Origin of the sequence: Klebsiella sp. X1-16S-Nf21 (assembly GCF_002837615.1) — a bacterium.
GTDB lineage: Bacteria > Pseudomonadota > Gammaproteobacteria > Enterobacterales > Enterobacteriaceae > Klebsiella > Klebsiella variicola.
The window spans coordinates 1-18,233 of the sequence record NZ_PJDK01000044.1; the positions used below are offsets into that span (position 1 = coordinate 1).

14 protein-coding genes and 2 pseudogenes are annotated in these 18,233 nt (G+C 50.9%); 9 read left to right on the forward strand and 7 right to left on the reverse strand.

Features of this window, described 5'->3' with window-relative positions; all coding sequences use genetic code 11:
* The 3 genes from CW267_RS19055 to CW267_RS19065 all read left to right on the forward strand — a co-directional run.
* Positions 1 to 2,404, forward strand: a 2,404-nt coding sequence (locus CW267_RS19055) for a host specificity factor TipJ family phage tail protein (protein ID WP_101148648.1), incomplete at its 5' end; no start/stop codon positions are given.
* 76 nt (positions 2,405 to 2,480) lie between these two features.
* Positions 2,481 to 4,673 carry a sialate O-acetylesterase gene (locus CW267_RS19060; protein WP_032755148.1) on the forward strand — a complete coding sequence of 731 codons (2,193 nt, stop codon included), beginning with the start codon at positions 2,481 to 2,483 and terminating at the stop codon, positions 4,671 to 4,673.
* Positions 4,663 to 5,445: a hypothetical protein gene (locus CW267_RS19065; protein ID WP_100781184.1), complete on the forward strand. Its 783-nt coding sequence runs from the start codon at positions 4,663 to 4,665 to the stop codon at positions 5,443 to 5,445. Before CW267_RS19060 ends, CW267_RS19065 begins: the two co-directional genes overlap by 11 nt.
* 81 nt (positions 5,446 to 5,526) lie before the next feature.
* Here the strand turns inward: CW267_RS19065 and CW267_RS19070 are convergent, their stop codons facing one another.
* Positions 5,527 to 7,866: an SGNH/GDSL hydrolase family protein gene (locus CW267_RS19070; protein ID WP_100781183.1), complete on the reverse strand. Its 2,340-nt coding sequence runs from the start codon at positions 7,864 to 7,866 to the stop codon at positions 5,527 to 5,529.
* Positions 7,867 to 7,958: 92 nt separating this feature from the next.
* Between CW267_RS19070 and CW267_RS19075 the strand changes: the two genes are divergently transcribed.
* From CW267_RS19075 to CW267_RS19100, 5 genes are all read left to right on the forward strand, one after another.
* The gene (locus CW267_RS19075) at positions 7,959 to 8,537 is read left to right on the forward strand and encodes a recombinase family protein (RefSeq protein ID WP_032755138.1); all 579 of its coding nucleotides are present in this window, start codon (positions 7,959 to 7,961) and stop codon (positions 8,535 to 8,537) included.
* Positions 8,538 to 8,587: 50 nt separating this feature from the next.
* The gene (locus CW267_RS19080) at positions 8,588 to 9,010 is read left to right on the forward strand and encodes a hypothetical protein (RefSeq protein WP_004892499.1); all 423 of its coding nucleotides are present in this window, start codon (positions 8,588 to 8,590) and stop codon (positions 9,008 to 9,010) included.
* Positions 9,011 to 9,670: 660 nt separating this feature from the next.
* On the forward strand, positions 9,671 to 10,090 hold the full coding sequence (locus CW267_RS19090) for a translesion error-prone DNA polymerase V autoproteolytic subunit (protein WP_040219432.1): 420 nt from the start codon (positions 9,671 to 9,673) through the stop codon (positions 10,088 to 10,090).
* A gap of 1 nt (position 10,091) precedes the next feature.
* A complete protein-coding gene (locus CW267_RS19095) occupies positions 10,092 to 11,357 on the forward strand; it encodes a Y-family DNA polymerase (RefSeq protein ID WP_100781182.1) in 1,266 nt (421 codons plus the stop codon).
* A gap of 251 nt (positions 11,358 to 11,608) precedes the next feature.
* Positions 11,609 to 12,541 carry a hypothetical protein gene (locus CW267_RS19100; protein ID WP_100781181.1) on the forward strand — a complete coding sequence of 311 codons (933 nt, stop codon included), beginning with the start codon at positions 11,609 to 11,611 and terminating at the stop codon, positions 12,539 to 12,541.
* Positions 12,542 to 12,709: 168 nt separating this feature from the next.
* On the opposite strand, the pseudogene CW267_RS19105 reads toward CW267_RS19100, so the two are convergent.
* From CW267_RS19105 to CW267_RS19115, 3 genes and pseudogenes are all read right to left on the reverse strand, one after another.
* A pseudogene (locus tag CW267_RS19105) lies at positions 12,710 to 13,069 on the reverse strand (SOS response-associated peptidase family protein); the annotation flags it as partial.
* Positions 13,070 to 13,153: 84 nt separating this feature from the next.
* Entirely contained in the window at positions 13,154 to 14,647 is a 1,494-nt protein-coding gene (gene ltrA / locus CW267_RS19110; RefSeq protein ID WP_088679050.1) for a group II intron reverse transcriptase/maturase, read from the reverse strand.
* A gap of 591 nt (positions 14,648 to 15,238) precedes the next feature.
* A pseudogene (locus tag CW267_RS19115) lies at positions 15,239 to 15,556 on the reverse strand (SOS response-associated peptidase family protein); the annotation flags it as partial.
* Between CW267_RS19115 and CW267_RS30135 the strand changes: the two are divergent.
* Positions 15,555 to 15,776, forward strand: a complete 222-nt coding sequence (locus tag CW267_RS30135) for a hypothetical protein (RefSeq protein ID WP_133124637.1) — start codon at positions 15,555 to 15,557, stop codon at positions 15,774 to 15,776. The pseudogene CW267_RS19115 and the gene CW267_RS30135 overlap by 2 nt on opposite strands.
* 410 nt (positions 15,777 to 16,186) lie before the next feature.
* Here the strand turns inward: CW267_RS30135 and uspF are convergent, their stop codons facing one another.
* The 3 genes from uspF to ompK37 all read right to left on the reverse strand — a co-directional run bounded on the left by uspF (position 16,187) and on the right by ompK37 (position 18,183).
* Positions 16,187 to 16,621, reverse strand: a complete 435-nt coding sequence (gene uspF, locus CW267_RS19120; RefSeq protein ID WP_008805149.1) for a universal stress protein UspF — start codon at positions 16,619 to 16,621, stop codon at positions 16,187 to 16,189.
* Positions 16,622 to 16,703: 82 nt separating this feature from the next.
* Positions 16,704 to 16,916 carry a KTSC domain-containing protein gene (locus CW267_RS19125; protein WP_008805148.1) on the reverse strand — a complete coding sequence of 71 codons (213 nt, stop codon included), beginning with the start codon at positions 16,914 to 16,916 and terminating at the stop codon, positions 16,704 to 16,706.
* A 142-nt stretch (positions 16,917 to 17,058) separates the two neighbouring features.
* Entirely contained in the window at positions 17,059 to 18,183 is a 1,125-nt protein-coding gene (gene ompK37, locus CW267_RS19130) for a porin OmpK37 (protein WP_016160893.1), read from the reverse strand.
* Between the last annotated feature and the right edge of the window lie 50 nt (positions 18,184 to 18,233).

Consider the following 18,233-nt stretch of genomic DNA (forward strand, 5'->3'; position numbering starts at 1 on the left):
TACGGAGGTCGGCGGGACATCATCCGGTACCGGACTGGATATGGCCCAGACGTCGCCGGACGCAGACGACATTATCGCAGACAGCATGACCGTCTCCGGATCGAGCGTGACGTTTACCGGGCTGGATACGGATGATAATGACGAGAACGATATCGCGCTGCCGCCCAGCTGGGTCGCTGGCGCCGTGGTCGAACTGAAAGCCCCGGCGAACTACCAGATCACCACGGCGGCCGGATACAGTGTTATCGCCAGCCCGCTGCTGACGGAGATCGCGCCGGTAGTAGGTATGCCGGTGACGCTGGGGTTTAACTCTGTCGATTACGATCTGTTTATCGCGTCATATACCCCCGGTCAGGCTGCAGTGCCCGGCACCGGGGGGAGTGCGGCAAAACTCCAGGCCAGTGCGGCCCCGACCACCTACGATTTTTCGACCAGCTCCAGCACGTTCACGATCACCTGGCAGGGGGTTACCTACCCGGTGTCGCTGGTGGCTAACTACGTCTCGATGTCGGGACTGCTGGCGGCCATCACCGAGGGACTCACTGGCTCCGGCCTGGTTGCGCAGGACAACGGCGGCACCGTACTGATAACCGAGGCGGCCAGTCCGTTCGCGGGTGGGGCGATCACGTCCTCTTCGCTGCCTGCAGCTGTTTTCGGTGATGCTCCGGTTTACACCTCCGGCACGGCATCAACCGGCGGCAGCCCGGCGGTAACGGCGAATGTGACGCTTACATATAACAGCGCCACGGGAACAGCCTTTTCCGGCATGCCGGAGGGGGTGCAACGGCTTTCACTTGCTCACCGCGGGAATGAGTACCGCATTGTCTCGACCGACGGCACAACGGCGACGGTGGCGCGCCTGGTTAATGGTGCCGTTGATGAGTCATGGCCGGGATTCACCGCCCGGACGATGATCGACTATGAGGCCACTGGTCTTAACGACACGCTGAGCTGGCTGGGGCCTTTCCTCGTATGCCCTGAGAATGAAGTGGTGGATGCATTCGAGGTGAACTTTTCATACCCTTCCGGTATTTGCGGCTTTGACAGTAAGGGCAAAAAACGGATCCGCCACGTTGAGTGGGAGATTCAGTATCGCGTCTACGGTTCCGGAGCGGGGTGGGTGAGTCACCAGGGAGAGTATGCGCTTAAAAACGTCAACGGGCTGGGATTCACTGAGCGGATCACCCTCAGCTCACCAGGGCTGGTAGAGGTTCGCTGTCGCCGGCGCAATGAGCAGGGCTCAAACAACGCCAGGGATTCGATGTACTGGCAGGCACTGCGCGGGCGACTGCTGACGCGCCCTTCATCCTATCCCGGCGTGTCGCTGATGGCGGTGACCGTTGAGACGGGGGGCAAATTGGCGGCTCAGTCGGACCGCCGCGTAAACGTTGTGGCCACGCGGGCCTATGACTCAGGAACGGCCAGAACCATTTCGGGGGCGCTGCTGCATGTCGGGAACTCGCTGGGACTGGAGATGGATGTCGACACCATCAACGTGCTGGAGTCTGCATACTGGACGCCACGCGGCGAGTATTTCGACTTTGCTACCGGCGACAGTATCTCAGCGCTGGAAATGCTGCAGAAGATAGCCAACGCCGGGAAGTCCCGCTTCCTGTTAAGCGATGGCCTGGCGACGGTCAACCGTGAGGGGATTAAGCCATGGACTGGCGTGATTACTCCGCATGAGATGGTGGAGGAGCTGCAGAGCGGATTTACCGTACCGTCCGACGATGATTTTGATGGCGTCGACGTGACGTACATCAACGGGACTACCTGGGCAGAGGAGACCGTTAAATGCCGGACGCCTGATAATCCCACGCCGGTGAAAGTCGAGAATTACAAACTCGATGGGGTACTGAATCAGGATCACGCCTACCAGAACGGCATGCGTCGCCTGATGAAAGCCCTGCAGCAGCGGGTGACGTTCCAGACCACTACCGAGCTGGACGCGCTGTGCTACAACCTGGGCGATCGCATTGTGCTCACGGATGATATTCCGGGTAACAACACGATTTCCTGTCTGGTGGAGGCGATGACAACGGCTGGCGGTGTAACGACCTTCACCGTTACGGAGCCGCTGGACTGGTCTTTCGAAAATCCCCGCGCGCTGATCCGCTATCAGGATGCCTCTGCATCCGGGCTGATGGTGGCGAGCAGGGTGGGTGATTTTCAGCTGTCAGTCCCGCACCTGAGCGAGTTTGATGATCCCATGCGGGTTGACCTGTCGTCGGCAACCATCGAGCCGATCCGCCTGGTGTTCTGCGGCTCAACGCGCCACGTCTACGACGCCATTGTAGAGGAGATCGCGCCGCAGTCTGACGGCACCTGTCAGATCACCGCAAAAGAATACCTCGAATCGTTCTACCAGTACGACGACGCCACATACCCCGGCGACGCTGCTTAATACCAAAAAAATCCCTTTCAACTTTTCTTTCGCTCAAACCCTCGTTTGAGCGAACGCCTTTTTTGGAGCAAAAAACATGGCCTTTACTCCCCCGCTCGGGAGCACCTCCCCGGAGGTGTTGCTGGATAATGCCACGCGCCTCGATAAACTGGTGAACGGCCCAGAGGCCACCATCCCGGATCGCGCCGGAGAACCATTAGACTCATGGCGACGGCAACAAAAGAAAGTTGACGATACCCTGGTTAATTTCCAGGAGAACGGCGGCGCTATGGGTTTCAGTTCTTTGCAGGAACTGCTGGCCTTTACACCTGATAAAGCCAATGTTCTGGCTGTCGATACCAGTACAGGAGAACAATATTTGTGGAATGGTACCGAGTGGGTACCTTCTGAATACCAGGTCAATAAGCAGATTAAATCGCTTAACGAAATCGTTGAGAAAAGCCACAGCACGAAGTTCTTTCATCGGTGGAAGGACAGGATCGGAACGATTATCGCCGGGTGGAAAAACGATGATGTGGGCGGTGTTTATTTTCTGTCACGGCTGCTGAAGTTCGGCCCGAATGGTTTTTTTGGCGCGGGCATGCAACTGTCAGAAAATGAGATATCGAATAAAACCATCGCATTCAAAAAGGGGCTGGACGGTAAAACCAGAATCTTCGATAAACGCGGCGTGATGCTGGCCTCGATTGAGAACGGCAAACTGCAGATGGCTAAAATGAATATTGAAACCATGCTGCAGTTAGCTGTTAAGTCCGGGAATACTTCTCTGACCATCAGAAAAGATGGCAAGGGGATCAGCGTTTCTGACAAGCGGGGAGTGGTATGTTTCAGGATTGATGAAAGGGGTTACGTTCACGGTAATTTTGTGAATAAAGGCGGGAGCGCCAGCCCGGTTTTGACTGAGGAACAGATTATTCAGCAGCTTGAAACTTCAGCTTTTGCAAAGCAATCAAACCGCTTCAATAAAATTTTCAGTTGCTCTCCAAAGTCCCGTAAAAAAGTAAAAGTCATTCTTGTTTACGGGCAGTCTTTCGCCGCTGGCGCGCAAAGCAATGCAGCGCTCACGACTACGCCGCTTTATGGCAATGTGATGTTGGGTCAGTCGCCTCGTGGATCATTCTTCTCTAACCCTCCGGTAGGGAGTGAGGTATACGGGCCGGTTGGCGGGGAGAATAAATTTTATCCTTTGCATGAAGTATGTCAGGACGTGGACGGAACCATTATCCCGCAAAGTGGATATGGCGAAACGATTTGTTCAACGGTCGGCAATGAGTTCAAGCGCCTGCACAACGAAGCAATGGGCGTCGCCAATGATGATGACATGGTTGTTTGTGTAGGTAGTTGCGGTGTATCCGGGCGGTCGATTGCGCAGCTACAGAAAGGAGCATCCCCGGAGCTTTACAACAGAGTTGAAACCTTTCTTGCAGGCGTCGCGGAGGCCTGTGCAGCTGATGGGGTCGAGTTTGAGGTTATCGGGATCATTTACCTGCAGGGAGAAAATGATAATTCCGCCAGCACCACTTACTATGCCGCCCAGTCACAGACTATGCGGCAGAACCTTATCAATTCCTGTAAGGCGGCATCCGGGCAGACCTTCGCTCCAATTTATTTGATTAACCAGATTGGTAACACCTATATCAACACAATGGGCGTACCACAGGCGCAGAACAGACTGCCGGAGCAGGCCGACAAAACCATTCTGGTTGGTTCGTATCAGGGACTGCCTAATCCCGGCGCACATCTCTGCTCGAACTCATACCGCAAGCTGGGTTGCCTCTTCGCGCGGGAACTATGGCGCTATTACTCTGGTAATGGTGATTTCACTTTTCGGATACTGAAAGCTGTTCACCGTGAGGACAAAGTTTATTTGTCTCTAACGCCACGGGTAGCGCCACTGAAGTTTTCAGCTGTATACGATAAATGGACAGAGACACTCCACGCAGATAAAGGGATAACGCTCTCAGATGGTGCCGGGACATTTTCCCCGGAAGATTTTATCGTTGACATAGTTTCTGACCGTGTGATCCGCATTAAGGCCAGTCGTGCCTTAACCGGAGCAGTGACTGTATCGCTGGGGGATAAAAGCCATAACGGGACTCATAATATTAGCGACTCGTCCAATGAAGTTGGCGGACTTAACTGGGTATACGGAATAAACGGTCAGTATACTCAGGAAAATATACCTTCTCTCGTTAATAAACCTTACGCGCTCAATAATTTTGCCGCCATTCAACAAATTCAGTCAGAGGAAATTAAATATGTCTCTTGATTTAGTTATGGGTGATTCTGTTTTTGCATCCGGGATAGGTATTGATGTTCCTGTATCAAAAAACCTGCTCTCTTTTGGTCTTGGGGGCGATCTTTTTGGTGTGAATCTTGTCGAAGATGGTGTGCAACCGATAATTGTCGGTGCACCAGCCAGGCTGGACGCATACTCAACTCTGCTTGGTCCGGGAGGGTATCTTGATCTGAATATTAAGGAGTCGGAAAACTTCACTTACTTTGCAGTGTTTAAACTGTGGAATTCGGGCGGGGGCGGAAATACTCAGCTTATAGGCACATTCCAGAGTTATGCAGCAGATGGCACTACCGCAGTGGTGGGATCGGGGATTGTTCTTGAGGCTCAGGGATACCGTGATGTTATCTGTTCAACGTATGACGGCGGCACTGGTTCATCGTCTGCAAACAACGTGATAATAACGGATGTTTCTGATCTGGCGACAACAGAAGCTACAGCCTCCTGGCGCTGTCTTGTTGGCTGCTATGACGGAACAGGCATTAACGGTACACCGCGACTCAAACGAATTATGGATAAAACGTCAGGAAAATCCGGTTCCTCGTTAACGCCGACGGGTGTGGTTCGTGATATGCGTGGGACATCTACTATCAGGGTAGGGAATACTGGCCCTCGGGTTACTCAAACGAAATCGCTCGCATTTATGGGGTATGCTTGTTACGACCGCCAGTTAACTAACGCAGAAATGGATCTGATGTATAGCCGGTTTAAAGATATTGGTGAAGTTCAGGGAATGTCACTGTAATAAAAACCCCCGGATCAACCCGGGGGTTACTTTACTGCTCAGCCAGAGATAAATATTACGGCAGAGCCGATAGACTGTCAGCTAACCAACCAGTTTTTGAAGTGCAGTAAGTCGGTCTGTTACCAGTGAGGAGATACGCACAGGCCCCGCGTCTGCATTGAGATGAATGCGAGAGGGATTGGTATCACCTTCCGTCATCAGGAAGTTGCTGCTGTTAAACTTCGTCCATCCGCAATCGGCGTTCAGGTCAATTAATGGGAAACCGTATCGCAATGCCACGGCGCGAATCGCTGCAGCATAGTCTGAAACCCGCCCATACTGATTCGTCTCCCCATCAACCCACGCCCCCGTCCTTCCTGAGTCATAGTCGCCATTGAACGGCGTGGCCCACAGGATAGGTTTTGTTGGGGCTCGCGCCCGCAATTTCTGAGCGATGATGTTCAGCGCGCCGTAAACGGTGGTGTTCACCGTGTCGGAGATACTTCCAATCGGAATATTTTGCGCCCAGTCGTTTGTTGCCCACGGACCGCAAATCCACGCTGCCGCCGATGTATCCAGAGCATTAATTCGCACATCGTCGCACATGCTGATTTGCGTTGATGAGCTATCCGGTTTGGCTATTTTCGAACCACCGATACCATGATTCAGGAATGAACACCCCAGCGCTTCCGCGACAAGGGGTTGCCATTTGTTATAGGCAACGTTGCTGTCACCCATCACATCGATGATTTTTCCAGACCACGGACTCACCGCACTTCCCCCGCCGGGTACGACTACATATTTTTTGGCAATAATGGGCACTGCTATACGGGTGGTGATCCCGATTTTGGCGGTGCCGGAAGGAGGTGTTAGCTCGTAATCGGTATAGTCCACCGATTCTGTAGTACCGTTCCCTTCGGTGCCGATAACCGTCCCGGCGCTGTTCATATACACCGCGAGTGAAACTCCACTGCCGTTAACCCTTGCTGTGACTTTCCAGCGGTCTCCTGCTGTGTAATTAAAAATTGCACAGTCAAATGCAGCATTTACCACCACACTGCCATCAGCACGGTTTATATATGCTCCTGAGGTAATCGTTACGTCCTGTTTAATAAAATCATATACAAGAGAGTCCTCTATTGTCTGTACCCTGACATCCAGAGAATCGATCGATGCCAGTACTGTGGCCGTCTCAACGACAGCAAGTTTTTTAACAGCAATTTCCGCAGAATTACGACCGGTTATACCGATCTGTGTAGTCCCGGCAGGAACGTTCAGACGATAATTTGTATACTGCTGCGGGGTTGCCGTGCCCCGCCCTTCAACACCCAATACCATCCCGGCGCTGTTCAAGTACACAGCCAGAGCAGTCGCCGATCCTGTCACAAGGGCTGTCACCAGCCAGCCATCCCCGTCGGAATGCGGAATGATTGCGCAGTTCAGCGCAGAGTTATCAGTGATGGCCCCTGTAGTTGGATTGATAAATTTCCCGACTTGCCAGGCAGCTGCATAAGCATAACCAACAGAAATAGCCCCCTGCAGCGCATCGACGCGTGATGTTAACCCCGAAATACCGGATGATATGACGGCTGACAGATAGGTTTTATCCGGCGTGGCGCGAACAAACTCAGGCTGAATAGCCCCTAACGCAGCAGCATAAGCACCGACCTTAAAGATCCCTGCCGAAGTATTTTCAACCCGGATCCTGACGTAGGATGCGCCGGATGGAATGACATCTGTGATAACCGGAGTATTTATACCGGCGGCCAGAGCAAGCTGTGATTTAGACGAAATAACAGCGCCCGCGGTGGACATCCAGAAAATATGGAACTTAGCACCGGCATCCTGGAACCACGCCAGCACGGAAAAGGTTAACTTATCACCAACCCTTACAGGCAGGCGGGCAAGGTCATAATATTTATCTGCAGACCATACGCCGGAATACTGTGCCACTGGAGTCGGTAACGGAATATTGGCATCAGTAGTGCTGAAAGTGACCACTGCTCCGCGATACCAGTCCCACGCACCGAATTTAGGATCATTTGCTGAATATTCATTCAGAGCATCAAACAGAATGTTCGCCCCGCGTAGCGAAGAATAAGATGGCATTTTCCGCCCGGTAGGCTGCAGCGTACCGGCGTTATTGATCACTTCTACAGCTAAAGCGCTGTCATCCGGGCTACGGTAATACGTGGTCGACCCCACCGGAATATACACAATATCCGCCTGCGCTGCCGCCAGCGTCTGATACTGCTTACTGAGCGGGATCAGGTTCTGCCTGATCTCATCGTTTTTCGCCATCATCTGGCGCCAGGTATCGAGCGGTTCACCGCCGCGGTCGTTAACCGTTCCGGCCGGACCGTTAACCAGCTTATCCAGGCGCTCGGCGTTATCGAGCAACACAGCGGGAGACGTGCTCCCCAGCTCCGGGTTAAAGGCCATGTTTTTTGCTCCAAAAAATAGCGTTCGCGCAAACGAGGGTTTGAGCGAAAGCGCGGGGCTTTTTACAATCAGCTATTTCAACGGGTTACAACATGCTGATTGGCTATGCACGGGTCTCTACAGGGGATCAAAACCTCGATTTACAGAAAAACGCGCTGATCCGCGCAGAATGTGAGCTGGTTTTCGAGGATATGGCCAGCGGGAAGAATGCCCGGCGTCCAGGGTTAAAGCGAGCGCTGCGGCGGCTCCGCCCGGGTGATGTGCTGGTGGTCTGGAAACTGGACCGGCTGGGCCGCAGCGTGCGCGATCTGATTACGCTCGTGTCGGAGCTGCAGGCGCGCGGGGTGAATTTCCGCAGCCTGACCGACTCGATTGACACTTCGACGCCAGCAGGCCGCTTTTTCTTCCACGTCATGAGCGCCCTGGCGGAGATGGAGCGCGAGCTGATAGTGGAGCGTACCCGCGCCGGGTTAGCCGCAGCGAGGGAGCAGGGGAGAGTAGGCGGCCGCCGCCGGGTAATGACCACTGAGGTTGTGGAGCGATGCCGCAGGATGTTGGGTACGGGCGCTACCCGGCAACAGATCGCAGATGTGATAGGGGTGGGGGTGAAGACGATCTACAAATACTTTCCTGCTGCCGTCCGCGATCAAGGATTCCTGCCCTTCCCGTGATATGTAACATTTGAGATAATAAGTACTTTCAGTTTTGAAAACAGTTTGGTTTGTTCGTGAACGGTAAGAAAACAATAAGTTTTGAACAATTTTTAACTATTAACAGCAATCTTGTTTCCATCTCAGATACATGGGCAGACTTGTGGGCGTTAATTTTTCACACAGGTTTAAGCGCTGGAAGGCTGCTGAGTATTCGATATGATGATATTGATGATGGCTTGATACTGATACGAAAACAGGGTCACCTGAAGGAGCTACGTGTTGAATCAACCCCTCCAGTGGAGGGGATCATTGCTCGTAGAAGAGAACGCTATCCAGAAGATGTTTTTTTATTTCAGAGCCATTCTAACCGTGTGAAGTACCAACGCCGGCCGGTCACTATAATTGCTTTCAACGCCGCTTTACGTCGCGCCGCTAGATCATTACCAGACGTTAACGTAAGCAGTAGTAGCGCGAGAAACATACCGGACTAACCGCCTGTCCAGTCGCGTGTGGCCGATGTGACAGGCGTGGGGGTGAAGACTATTTACAAATATTTGCCAGTACAATACGGCGATAAAAAATCCCCCTGAGCAGGCACACTCAAGGGGAAAATACTACATAACATCATTGCTGTGTGCGTCTTTGCGCTCGTCTATCTTCCAGGAATATGCCTAAAGCTTCCAGATATTTCTGGTCCGAGCTGTTACATCATGGAGTAGGTGCCGATGTGATAGGTTAAGAGCGAAGATGATCTGTAAGTACCTTCCGACGTCGAGGAGCAAGGACCACGAATTTGGGTCTATACCATCCCAATTCATACATTCTTTCTAAGTCTATGAAATATTGAGCAGAGTATTCTGTTCGAAATGAACCATATGGAATAGCCAAAGGCTAAAATGCCCAGCGTAAAAACAACAATCAGCAAGTCCGTCTGTGACATCTTATATCCATTTTGCAGTAGCAGGTTTTGAGAAAAGATAGTTCATAGCTGGCACATAGACAACATAATCACTAAGTGAAACCAATATCAGGGGCTCAAAGGTGACTGGTTTCCCCCCTCTGTGCTCCTGATTGATAGTTGAAACCTCTATTGATCAGATTAGTGAATGAAACTACTGTATATAAAAACAGTATTTTGTGAGCGAGTTATTATGCAGTTCTACACGCCCGTTGAGTTACGCCAGATCATGCTGCTCCCGTTGTACAGTGACCTTGTGCAGTGCGGCTTTCCTAGTCCAGCGCAGGATTATGTTGAGCAGCGTATCGACCTGAACGAGCTGCTGGTTAACCACCCCAGCGCGACGTATTTTGTCAAAGCTGCCGGTGATAGCATGAAAGATGCGGGCATTGGTGAGGGGGATCTTCTGGTCGTGGATAGTTCAAGGACCGCAGTCCATGGTGATATTGTCATTGCCGCTGTAGATGGGGAATTCACGGTTAAGAAGCTGCAGTTGCAACCGCGGGTTCAGCTTAACCCAATGAATAGCGCGTATTCCCCAATAGTCGTCGGTAGCGAGGATACTCTCGATGTGTTCGGCGTCGTAACTTACATCATCAAATCGGCTGGCTGAGATGTTTGCACTTTGCGATGTGAACTCATTTTACGCATCGTGCGAGACCGTATTTCGTCCTGACCTGAAAGGGCGTCCGGTGGTCGTTCTGTCAAACAACGACGGCTGTGTGATCGCCCGCTCGCCAGAGGCGAAGCCCTTCGTCAAAATGGGTGAGCCTTATTTCAAGCAAAAGGACATGTTTCGCCGGCACGGTATTATCGCGTTTAGCAGTAACTATGAGCTCTATGCCGATATGTCCAACCGAGTGATGACAACGCTGGAGGAACTCTCTCCACGCTGCGAAATTTACAGTATTGATGAGGCATTTTGCGATCTTACTGGTGTTCGTAACTGTCGCGACCTTACCGACTTTGGCAGGGAAATTCGCGAGACGGTTCTGCGCAGGACGCACCTCAAGGTCGGTGTCGGCATAGCCCAGACTAAAACCCTGGCAAAGTTGGCCAATCACGCGGCGAAACAGTGGCAGCGGCAGACCGGAGGAGTGGTGGATCTGTCTAATCTGGAAAGACAGAGGAAGTTGATGGCTTTGCTTCCGGTGGATGAGGTCTGGGGCGTCGGGCGCCGCATCAGTAAAAAACTGGAGGCCATGGGGATTAAAACTGTGCTGCAGCTGGCGGATACCGATATCCGTTTTATCCGAAAACATTTTAATGTTGTGTTGGAAAGAACCGTGCGGGAATTGCGCGGGGAGCCTTGCCTTGGTCTGGAGGAGTTCGCGCCGGTAAAGCAGGAGATTGTCTGTAGTCGCAGCTTTGGGCAGCGGATTTCCACCTACGAAGAGATGCGCCAGGCGATATGTTTATACGCATCCCGTGCCGCGGAGAAGCTCCGTGGCGAGCATCAGTATTGCCGGTTTATCTCTGCTTTTGTCAAAACCAGTCCCTTTGCGCTGAACGAGCCGTATTACGGTAACAATGCATCAGTAAAGCTGCTTACACCGACCCAGGATAGCCGGGACATCATCACCGCGGCGACAAAATGTCTTGATGCCATCTGGAAAGATGGGTATAGATATCAGAAAGCAGGGGTGATGCTTGGGGATTTCTACAGTCAGGGCGTAGCGCAGCTAAATCTGTTCGATGACAATGCACCACGGCAGAACAGCGCGAAGCTGATGGAAGTTCTCGACCATCTCAATGCGAAAGACGGAAGAGGAACTCTGTATTTTGCAGGGCAGGGGATCCAGACTGCCTGGCAGATGAAACGAGAAATGCTATCCCCGCGCTATACTACGAGGTTCTGTGACCTGCTCAAAGTTAGATGATTCGGCCATTAACAGTGGTGGTTATGCTGCTACTACAGTCCGCTTAGAGCGATAAGCGGACTTTGGAAGTGATCTTAATCACAGTAGTCAAAGAATGACTAGTTAAGTACTGCGGGGATTCCTTCTTTTATTCTACCGTTTGGTATAAATTGGTCGAGTCAACTATATAGAGTATTTAATCGAGACGCTAATAGGTTCACAATCTTTACAGAACAAGCTCTCGCTTGATGATTTTAAGGGGCACAGCCCACATGAATTTGACAAGCGCTAATACGAATCTGAATTTATTTAAAGAGAAAAGTATGGAAGGCAAGGAAATATACGAGCATGAGTTTTCAGGTTTGTTAACTAAATTTGAAGAGGTTTGTACTTGGTTCGATAGTTTGGGCTTTAGGTTTGCAGTAACAAGATATGGGGTATACCACAAAAACCTTCAAAAATTGAAAGCACTATCAAATGGAGAAAAAATTTTCAAAGATATACCCGATGAAAATTTAGTTGCCTTTATGAAGGAGATGATGAATTCTCACGTGGAAGCTAATGAAATCATAAGGGTTTACAATGATCTTAAAGGGCTTGATATCCAGGAATATCTCGATCAAATAAAGAAGGTTATCACTGGTCAAGAATTTCGTGCTACTTCTGAGAACGATCCTGCAAGAGACTTTCTGTTTGAGTTGTCAATGGCTGCAAGATTCCTGCGTGGAGGGTATAAAATATCTCTTAAAAGCATTTGTGATATCGAAGTGAAACTCTCTGACGGCAGAATTCTTTTTGTAGAATGCAAACGAGTTAAGTCGTTAAAAAAACTATCTAAAAACATAAAAGTTGCAAACCAGCAGATCGTGCGCAGGATAAAGGATAGCTCATCACTTAAAAATCTAGGCATGGTGGCCGTTAATGTTACTGATTTGCTTCCTAAAGTGTCTCTCATTAATTCTGAAGATGCGAGAATGGCAATAAATGAACATCGTGAGTTGTCACGAAATTTTATCTTGAGAAATTTAGAAGATTTTATGGCAGGGGAAAATAAAAAATGTATAGGTGTTTTATGTGAAAGTTCTTTGTCCAAGCTTATTCCAGGAGGTTTGATTTATTCCCGGCATATTAATAACATCCCCTATGAAAGTGATGATTTATTTGAGAGATTAATGCCTCAACTCAGCAATCAGGATATTGCTTAGGGGGGGGCAGAGGCTTAGCGATATTCCTGTGAGTCAGAGTTGTCTCCGGAACTGTTTAACGGTAAAAATGATAATCGAGTTATTAGGAAGAGCATGTGCGTATTTAAAGCTACTTTCAGAACTTAACTCAGTAATGTCCGCTCCTGGCATATTGTGGACATTACGTATTTATAGGGGGTCGATAGCCTCAATTAATTCTGGCCCCTGATTTTTCGCATTACCCACGGTGCGCGTAACGGCGTGCCAGATAAACTTGTCGGCGGGCACTGCTCCGTCGGCGGCTATCTCTTCAGCTTCCTTCCCGCCTATATCCTTGCGCATCCATTCGCGTGCTGCTGCCGGCGTCAGGACCAGCGGACGGCGGTCGTGAATATCGACCAACCCCTGATCGGCCGCAGCGGTCACTATCAAAAAACCTTCGGCTTCGTCACCGCGCTCGAAAGGGACACTGCCGATCGCCGCCATAAAGATTGGCTGGCCATCGGCACGATGAATGAAATAGGGCTGCTTCTTGTCTCCTTCTCGCTTGTCGAGTAGGGTGCCGAAGTTACCTCCGACACCCCCTCTAAGAACCGTGCGTGAGAGTTTCCAGCTCACACGGCTCAAGCCTTATCAAACACCACTATGAAATGATGCAGCAGGTGCAGTCAGTCGCGAAGATCTGGCTCGGGCATAATCTGCCCAATTCGTGTCATAGGGATTAAGTGCTGAGGCAACAAGTCTGTGACGGACAATTTTGATGCTTTGAGCGTTAATTAATCTCAAAGTCATAATTTGTCCCGTGACAGTATCCCGATATAGACCGCTGAAAACCCAGTCTCGGGATTTCACCTGAGCGAAGTATTTCTTTTTAATCCATCTGAGCCCTTTACGGGGATGTCTGGCCTTGGCCCACCTCCGGATAATTTCAAAGATCAGGTGATCCACATAAGTGAATACCCGCTTGGAAACAACATGACGATGGTAGTTGGCCCATCCCCTGATCACAGGGTTTAGCCTCGTGATCAATGACGCAACAGGTTGAGCTATCATTTGATTAGCAATTGCTTTGACCTTCGAGATCAACGTGTTGATGCTTTTTCTGGACGGTTTAATGAGAAGTTTTCCGTTAGGATAACGTCTTATGTTCTGGCCGAGAAAATCGAAACCTTCAGAGACATGGGTAACCCGGGTCTTTGCTTTAGAAAGCTCCAGCCCACGTTCTGCAAGGAATGCTTCGACGAGAGGTATGACTTTATTAATCGTGTCCCGGCTGTCACCGGTAATAATAAAGTCATCGGCATAACGGATCAGATGCACTTTGGCTGCTTTTCCCGCCCCTGAACCTTTTCCCTGCCGTGGATATTGCGTCCTCAGCAGGTGTTCCAGTCCATCCAGCGTCAGGTTTGCCAGCACGGGTGAAATGATCCCTCCCTGAGGAGTGCCTGCAATTGTTGAGTGATAAACCTGTTTTTCCATAAAGCCTGACTTTAACCATTTACCGAGAACTGTTTTGTTCATTGGAACGTGGTCAATGAGCCACTGGTGGTCGATATTATCGAAACAGCCTTTAATATCACCTTCAAGAACCCATTCCGGGCTGCTTTTTCGAGCGAGATTAGTAAAGCATCTCTCGATCGCATCAGCGCACCGTCGCATGTTCCTGAATCCATAGGAACCGCCATCTGCTGTAGTTTCCGCGACAGGATCAAGCGCCAGCAGAAATAGTGCCTGCATAGCCCGATCCTTAATCGTAGGGATCCCAAGCGGACGTCGCTTACCATTAGCTTTAGGAATGTATATTCTTTTGAGCGGAGCAGGCGAGTAGCCCCTTGATTTGAGGGATTGAGCCCCAGCAAATCTTTTCGCTGGAGAGTCCCAGATGATACCGTCAACGCCAGCGGTATTTCTGCCTTTGTTGCTGGTCACTCTGCGAGCCGCCAGAAATTTACCGCTCATCGAACGCGTCAGCAGATAACTCAGGACACGAACTTTATTCCAGCGATTTTCCTGCACTGCCTTCACGATACGCGCCTGTAGCCGACTGACATTTGCCTCAATGTTCAACCAGTTAATGGCATCCCATTGCTGACCTTTGCCCGAGGCTGCACCAGCTTTCGCCATCATCTGCTTTTCCTCGCACGTCGTTAATCAGGTTATCTCGTGACGTAAGACCACGGGGAAGTCTGCCCGCTTTCGCGCCGGGTAATCTTTCAATCCGTATCCTGTTCATTACAAACAGGCATTCGCTTTTTCCCCGATCCTCTACCCACATAGCTATCACTTCACCTTGCGGTGAAGCTTCCTTAATAAGGAGCTATTTGGGCTTACCATGTTCCGCATAAATGACAAGAATGGTTTAGGTTCCTCTTACGCTACCGGCGGTCACTTTGCCCATGGCGGATGAGAATGGGACATCCGCTCCGACCGCAATCGAGCCCTGTCAGCATCTTTGGGCCCTTCATGGTTGACGATAGTAAACGAGGTTCGCATATGCTAACCATGCCACTCACCCTAGCTCCGACCCGCGTTGATGCTCGCAGGCATGCCGTTTTCTCACGATTCTGGCACTTACCAAATGGTAAAGGCTACATTGTCCGAGGGCTTTTGGACGGCCTGTTACCAGTCCGCCCTACCTCGTAGGGTACTGCCGATGGGACGGCAGGTTCGGTAATAATATATATTCCGAACAATCACTTATGCGACTTCACGTCGCACCCATTCAAACCAGCCATCGGCAAAGCAGATCGCCCGGCCATGTTGCCATAGAGGCTTGAACATTCTGCTTGTCGCCGCGGTTTCTACGCGAGCGTTAATGAGCGCTGGCTTATCCCACCACCCGGGTGCGTAACCCCAGTGAACCGGATCGAGGTGCAGCTGTTCGTCTCGTTCGCTCAGGAGCAAAACTTTAGTCCCCGGCGCCACGTTGTAACGCCCAATCGGCTCAGGGTCGTATGCGATGTCGCGCTTTGCTTCATCCGCCAGGTATGCCAAATATTCTTCACGGGTTTGTGATTGAGCAAAGCGTCCGCACATGGTTGCCTCCAGTCTTCAGACTGAAAGTATAGACGTTGCTAGTGATGGCCAACTGATGGGTTTTCCTAGGGAAGGCCGTTATCATGAAAGAGTGGTGCGCACCGAAAATTACATGATTAACGCAGGAGATGATGTCATGGGAGGATATTGTCGTAAACATGCACTTTTTCTTTCTGAAAAGCTGCTCGCAAAAGAGGGGCATAGAAGGGGCATCGGATAAGAAAAAGGGGCAAAAAAGGGCATTAAATTCGTAGGCTGGCGTCGGTTGGCGTTGTTCGCATGGGGTAATAACTGACTGTAATACAATATAAAATTAATAAATTCAGGGGCTTGGAATTATTTGGGCAACTTATCGATGTTGTATTTTTCTTTTTTACTGATTTCTTGGTTTTGCAGCATGTAATAGTGGCTCAATTCATAGTGTGGCATCAGAAGAGCACGCGTTCTGCCAGCCTGGACAACGTGGCGCTGGCGCGTAGCAATTAATGAGGTCTGACAGACAACCGTGGCGTGTATGGTACGGATTCAGGCGCGGAATGTCAGCATCTTTCCGGCACTTTCCGCTGCGGGCAGGCAGGCGGAGGCGGTGTAAGCGGAAATAAAAAGCCCGCCGGGCGGCGGGCTGTGGCGTTAACGCACCACCAGGACTGAGCACTCGGCGTGGCGGACCACCGCGGCGGCGTTGGAGCCCAGCAGATAGGTGGTGATATCTGGCCGGTGCGACGCGATGATCACCAGGTCGGCGGGTAGCGACTTGGCCAGCGCGAGGATCTTATCTTTTGGCGACCCTTCGGCGACGTGAAAATGCATCCGATCTTCCGGGATGGAAAATTGTTTGGCGATCTCTTTAAGCTGCGTTTCCGTTCCTTCGCGCAGCTCATCCATACCCGGCAGTTCGGCGGTGTAAGCCATTCCCAGTGAGGCATAATAGGGCAGGGAAGGGATCACGGAGAGGAAATGGACCTCGGCGTCGTCAATCCGTGCTTCCGATTCAACGTGACTGATAATGCGTTCAGTAAATTCTTTATCAGAGATATCGATAGGGACAAGAATCATTCTGCTCATAAAAACCTCCTGTTTAAGTATCCCCTCACATTGTACGGCATTAGAGCACGTTTTGTATCATGACCGTGGTCACACTTTGACATTAACGTGGCTTGCGTTCGGGGAATTTCCCTTTGATCACGCCGTCATAAAATCGTCCTTTTGACACCACCTGTAAAAAATCGCGGAAAATACGCGGTGGCACGCCGGTATATTGCAACGGCGGCTGGTGATAAAAATAGATTTCCAGTGTGGCGGAGGCGTCATCGTAGGCGACAGAGATAATTCGGGATGATTTTACCGGGTGATGATGCATAGTGGACGTCCTCGGGCAAGCACTGACTGAGCACGACTATATCACTAAATGGACGGCTATTTTAACCAGCGGGATATATTGTTTTGTTTTATCTACTGTACGGCGGGAGGAAGAAGCCCGCCGGAACCGGCGGGCTGGCGCATCAGAACTGGTAAACCAGGCCCAGGGCGACGATGTTGTCGGTAGAGATACCGTTGTCTTTGTAGAAGCTGTCGTTGTCATCCAGCAGGTTGATTTTGTAATCAACGTAGGTAGACATATTACGGTTGAAGTAATAGGTAGCGCCAACGTCCATATATTTGACCAGATCTTTATCGGCGTAGCGGCCGTTATTATAGAGATCTTTGCCTTTGGACTGCAGGTAGGAGATGGCCGGACGCAGGCCGAAGTCGAACTGATACTGCGCGGTGACTTCGAAGTTTTGCGTTTTATTGGCCACGCCGTCATTGCCGTACGGGGTCATATTGCGGGTTTCTGAGTACATGGTCGCCAGGTAGATATCGTTGGCGTCGTACTTCAGGCCGGCGGTCCAGGCTTCGGCTTTATCGCCGCGGGCGTTGGTCTGGGTCATCTGATCGTTGGTACGGTCAGAAGAGGTGTAGGCCGCTGCCGCGCTGATGCCCATGCCGAAGTCATAAGAGGTGGAGAGACCGAAGCCATCGCCATTGTCGAAGCGAACATCGCTGTCGCTGCTGCGGTTATTGGTGCCGACGTTGATATCCTGCGCGTTCTGACCTTCGTTTTTACCCTGATACTGCAGGGCAAAGTTCAGACCCTCCACCAGGCCAAAGAAATCGCTGTTGCGGTAGGTCGCGACGCCGTTGGCGCGGCCTGCCATAAAGTTATCCGCATAGGTGTAGGAGTCGCCGCCGAACTCCGGCAGCATATCGGTCCAGCCTTCGACGTCGTACAGCACGCCGTAGTTACGACCGTAGTCGAAGGAGCCGTAATCGCCGACTTTGATACCCGCGAATGCCAGACGGGTCCAGGCCTGATCGCTGGAGCTCTCGGTGTTGTTGGCCTGAACGTTATATTCCCACTGACCATAGCCGGTAAGCATATCGTTGATCTGGGTTTCGCCTTTAAAGCCGAAACGCAAATAAGTTTGATCGCCGTCTTTTTTCGAATCGCTGGAGAAATAGTGCAGACCGTCTACCTTGCCATAGAGATCTAATTTATTTCCGTCTTTATTATAAATTTCCGCCGCATGGGCGGCACCGGCGGCTAATAAAGCCGGAATAACGAGGGCCAGTACTTTTCTTTTCATGAAGAAATTCCTTTAACTGTTTTTATGTTTTAGCTTCCGGGAAGGAAGTG

Excerpts from the sequence above, each read along its gene's own strand:
- CW267_RS19060 (WP_032755148.1), top strand. The coding sequence starts at position 2,481 with ATGGCCTTTACTCCCCCGCTCGGGAGCACCTCCCCGGAGGTGTTGCTG.
- CW267_RS19065 (WP_100781184.1), top strand. The coding sequence starts at position 4,663 with ATGTCTCTTGATTTAGTTATGGGTGATTCTGTTTTTGCATCCGGGATA.
- CW267_RS19070 (WP_100781183.1), bottom strand. The coding sequence starts at position 7,866 with ATGGCCTTTAACCCGGAGCTGGGGAGCACGTCTCCCGCTGTGTTGCTC.
- CW267_RS19075 (WP_032755138.1), top strand. The coding sequence starts at position 7,959 with ATGCTGATTGGCTATGCACGGGTCTCTACAGGGGATCAAAACCTCGAT.
- CW267_RS19090 (WP_040219432.1), top strand. The coding sequence starts at position 9,671 with ATGCAGTTCTACACGCCCGTTGAGTTACGCCAGATCATGCTGCTCCCG.
- CW267_RS19095 (WP_100781182.1), top strand. The coding sequence starts at position 10,092 with ATGTTTGCACTTTGCGATGTGAACTCATTTTACGCATCGTGCGAGACC.
- CW267_RS19100 (WP_100781181.1), top strand. The coding sequence starts at position 11,609 with ATGAATTTGACAAGCGCTAATACGAATCTGAATTTATTTAAAGAGAAA.
- ltrA (WP_088679050.1), bottom strand. The coding sequence starts at position 14,647 with ATGATGGCGAAAGCTGGTGCAGCCTCGGGCAAAGGTCAGCAATGGGAT.
- CW267_RS30135 (WP_133124637.1), top strand. The coding sequence starts at position 15,555 with ATGGTTGCCTCCAGTCTTCAGACTGAAAGTATAGACGTTGCTAGTGAT.
- uspF (WP_008805149.1), bottom strand. The coding sequence starts at position 16,621 with ATGAGCAGAATGATTCTTGTCCCTATCGATATCTCTGATAAAGAATTT.
- CW267_RS19125 (WP_008805148.1), bottom strand. The coding sequence starts at position 16,916 with ATGCATCATCACCCGGTAAAATCATCCCGAATTATCTCTGTCGCCTAC.
- ompK37 (WP_016160893.1), bottom strand. The coding sequence starts at position 18,183 with ATGAAAAGAAAAGTACTGGCCCTCGTTATTCCGGCTTTATTAGCCGCC.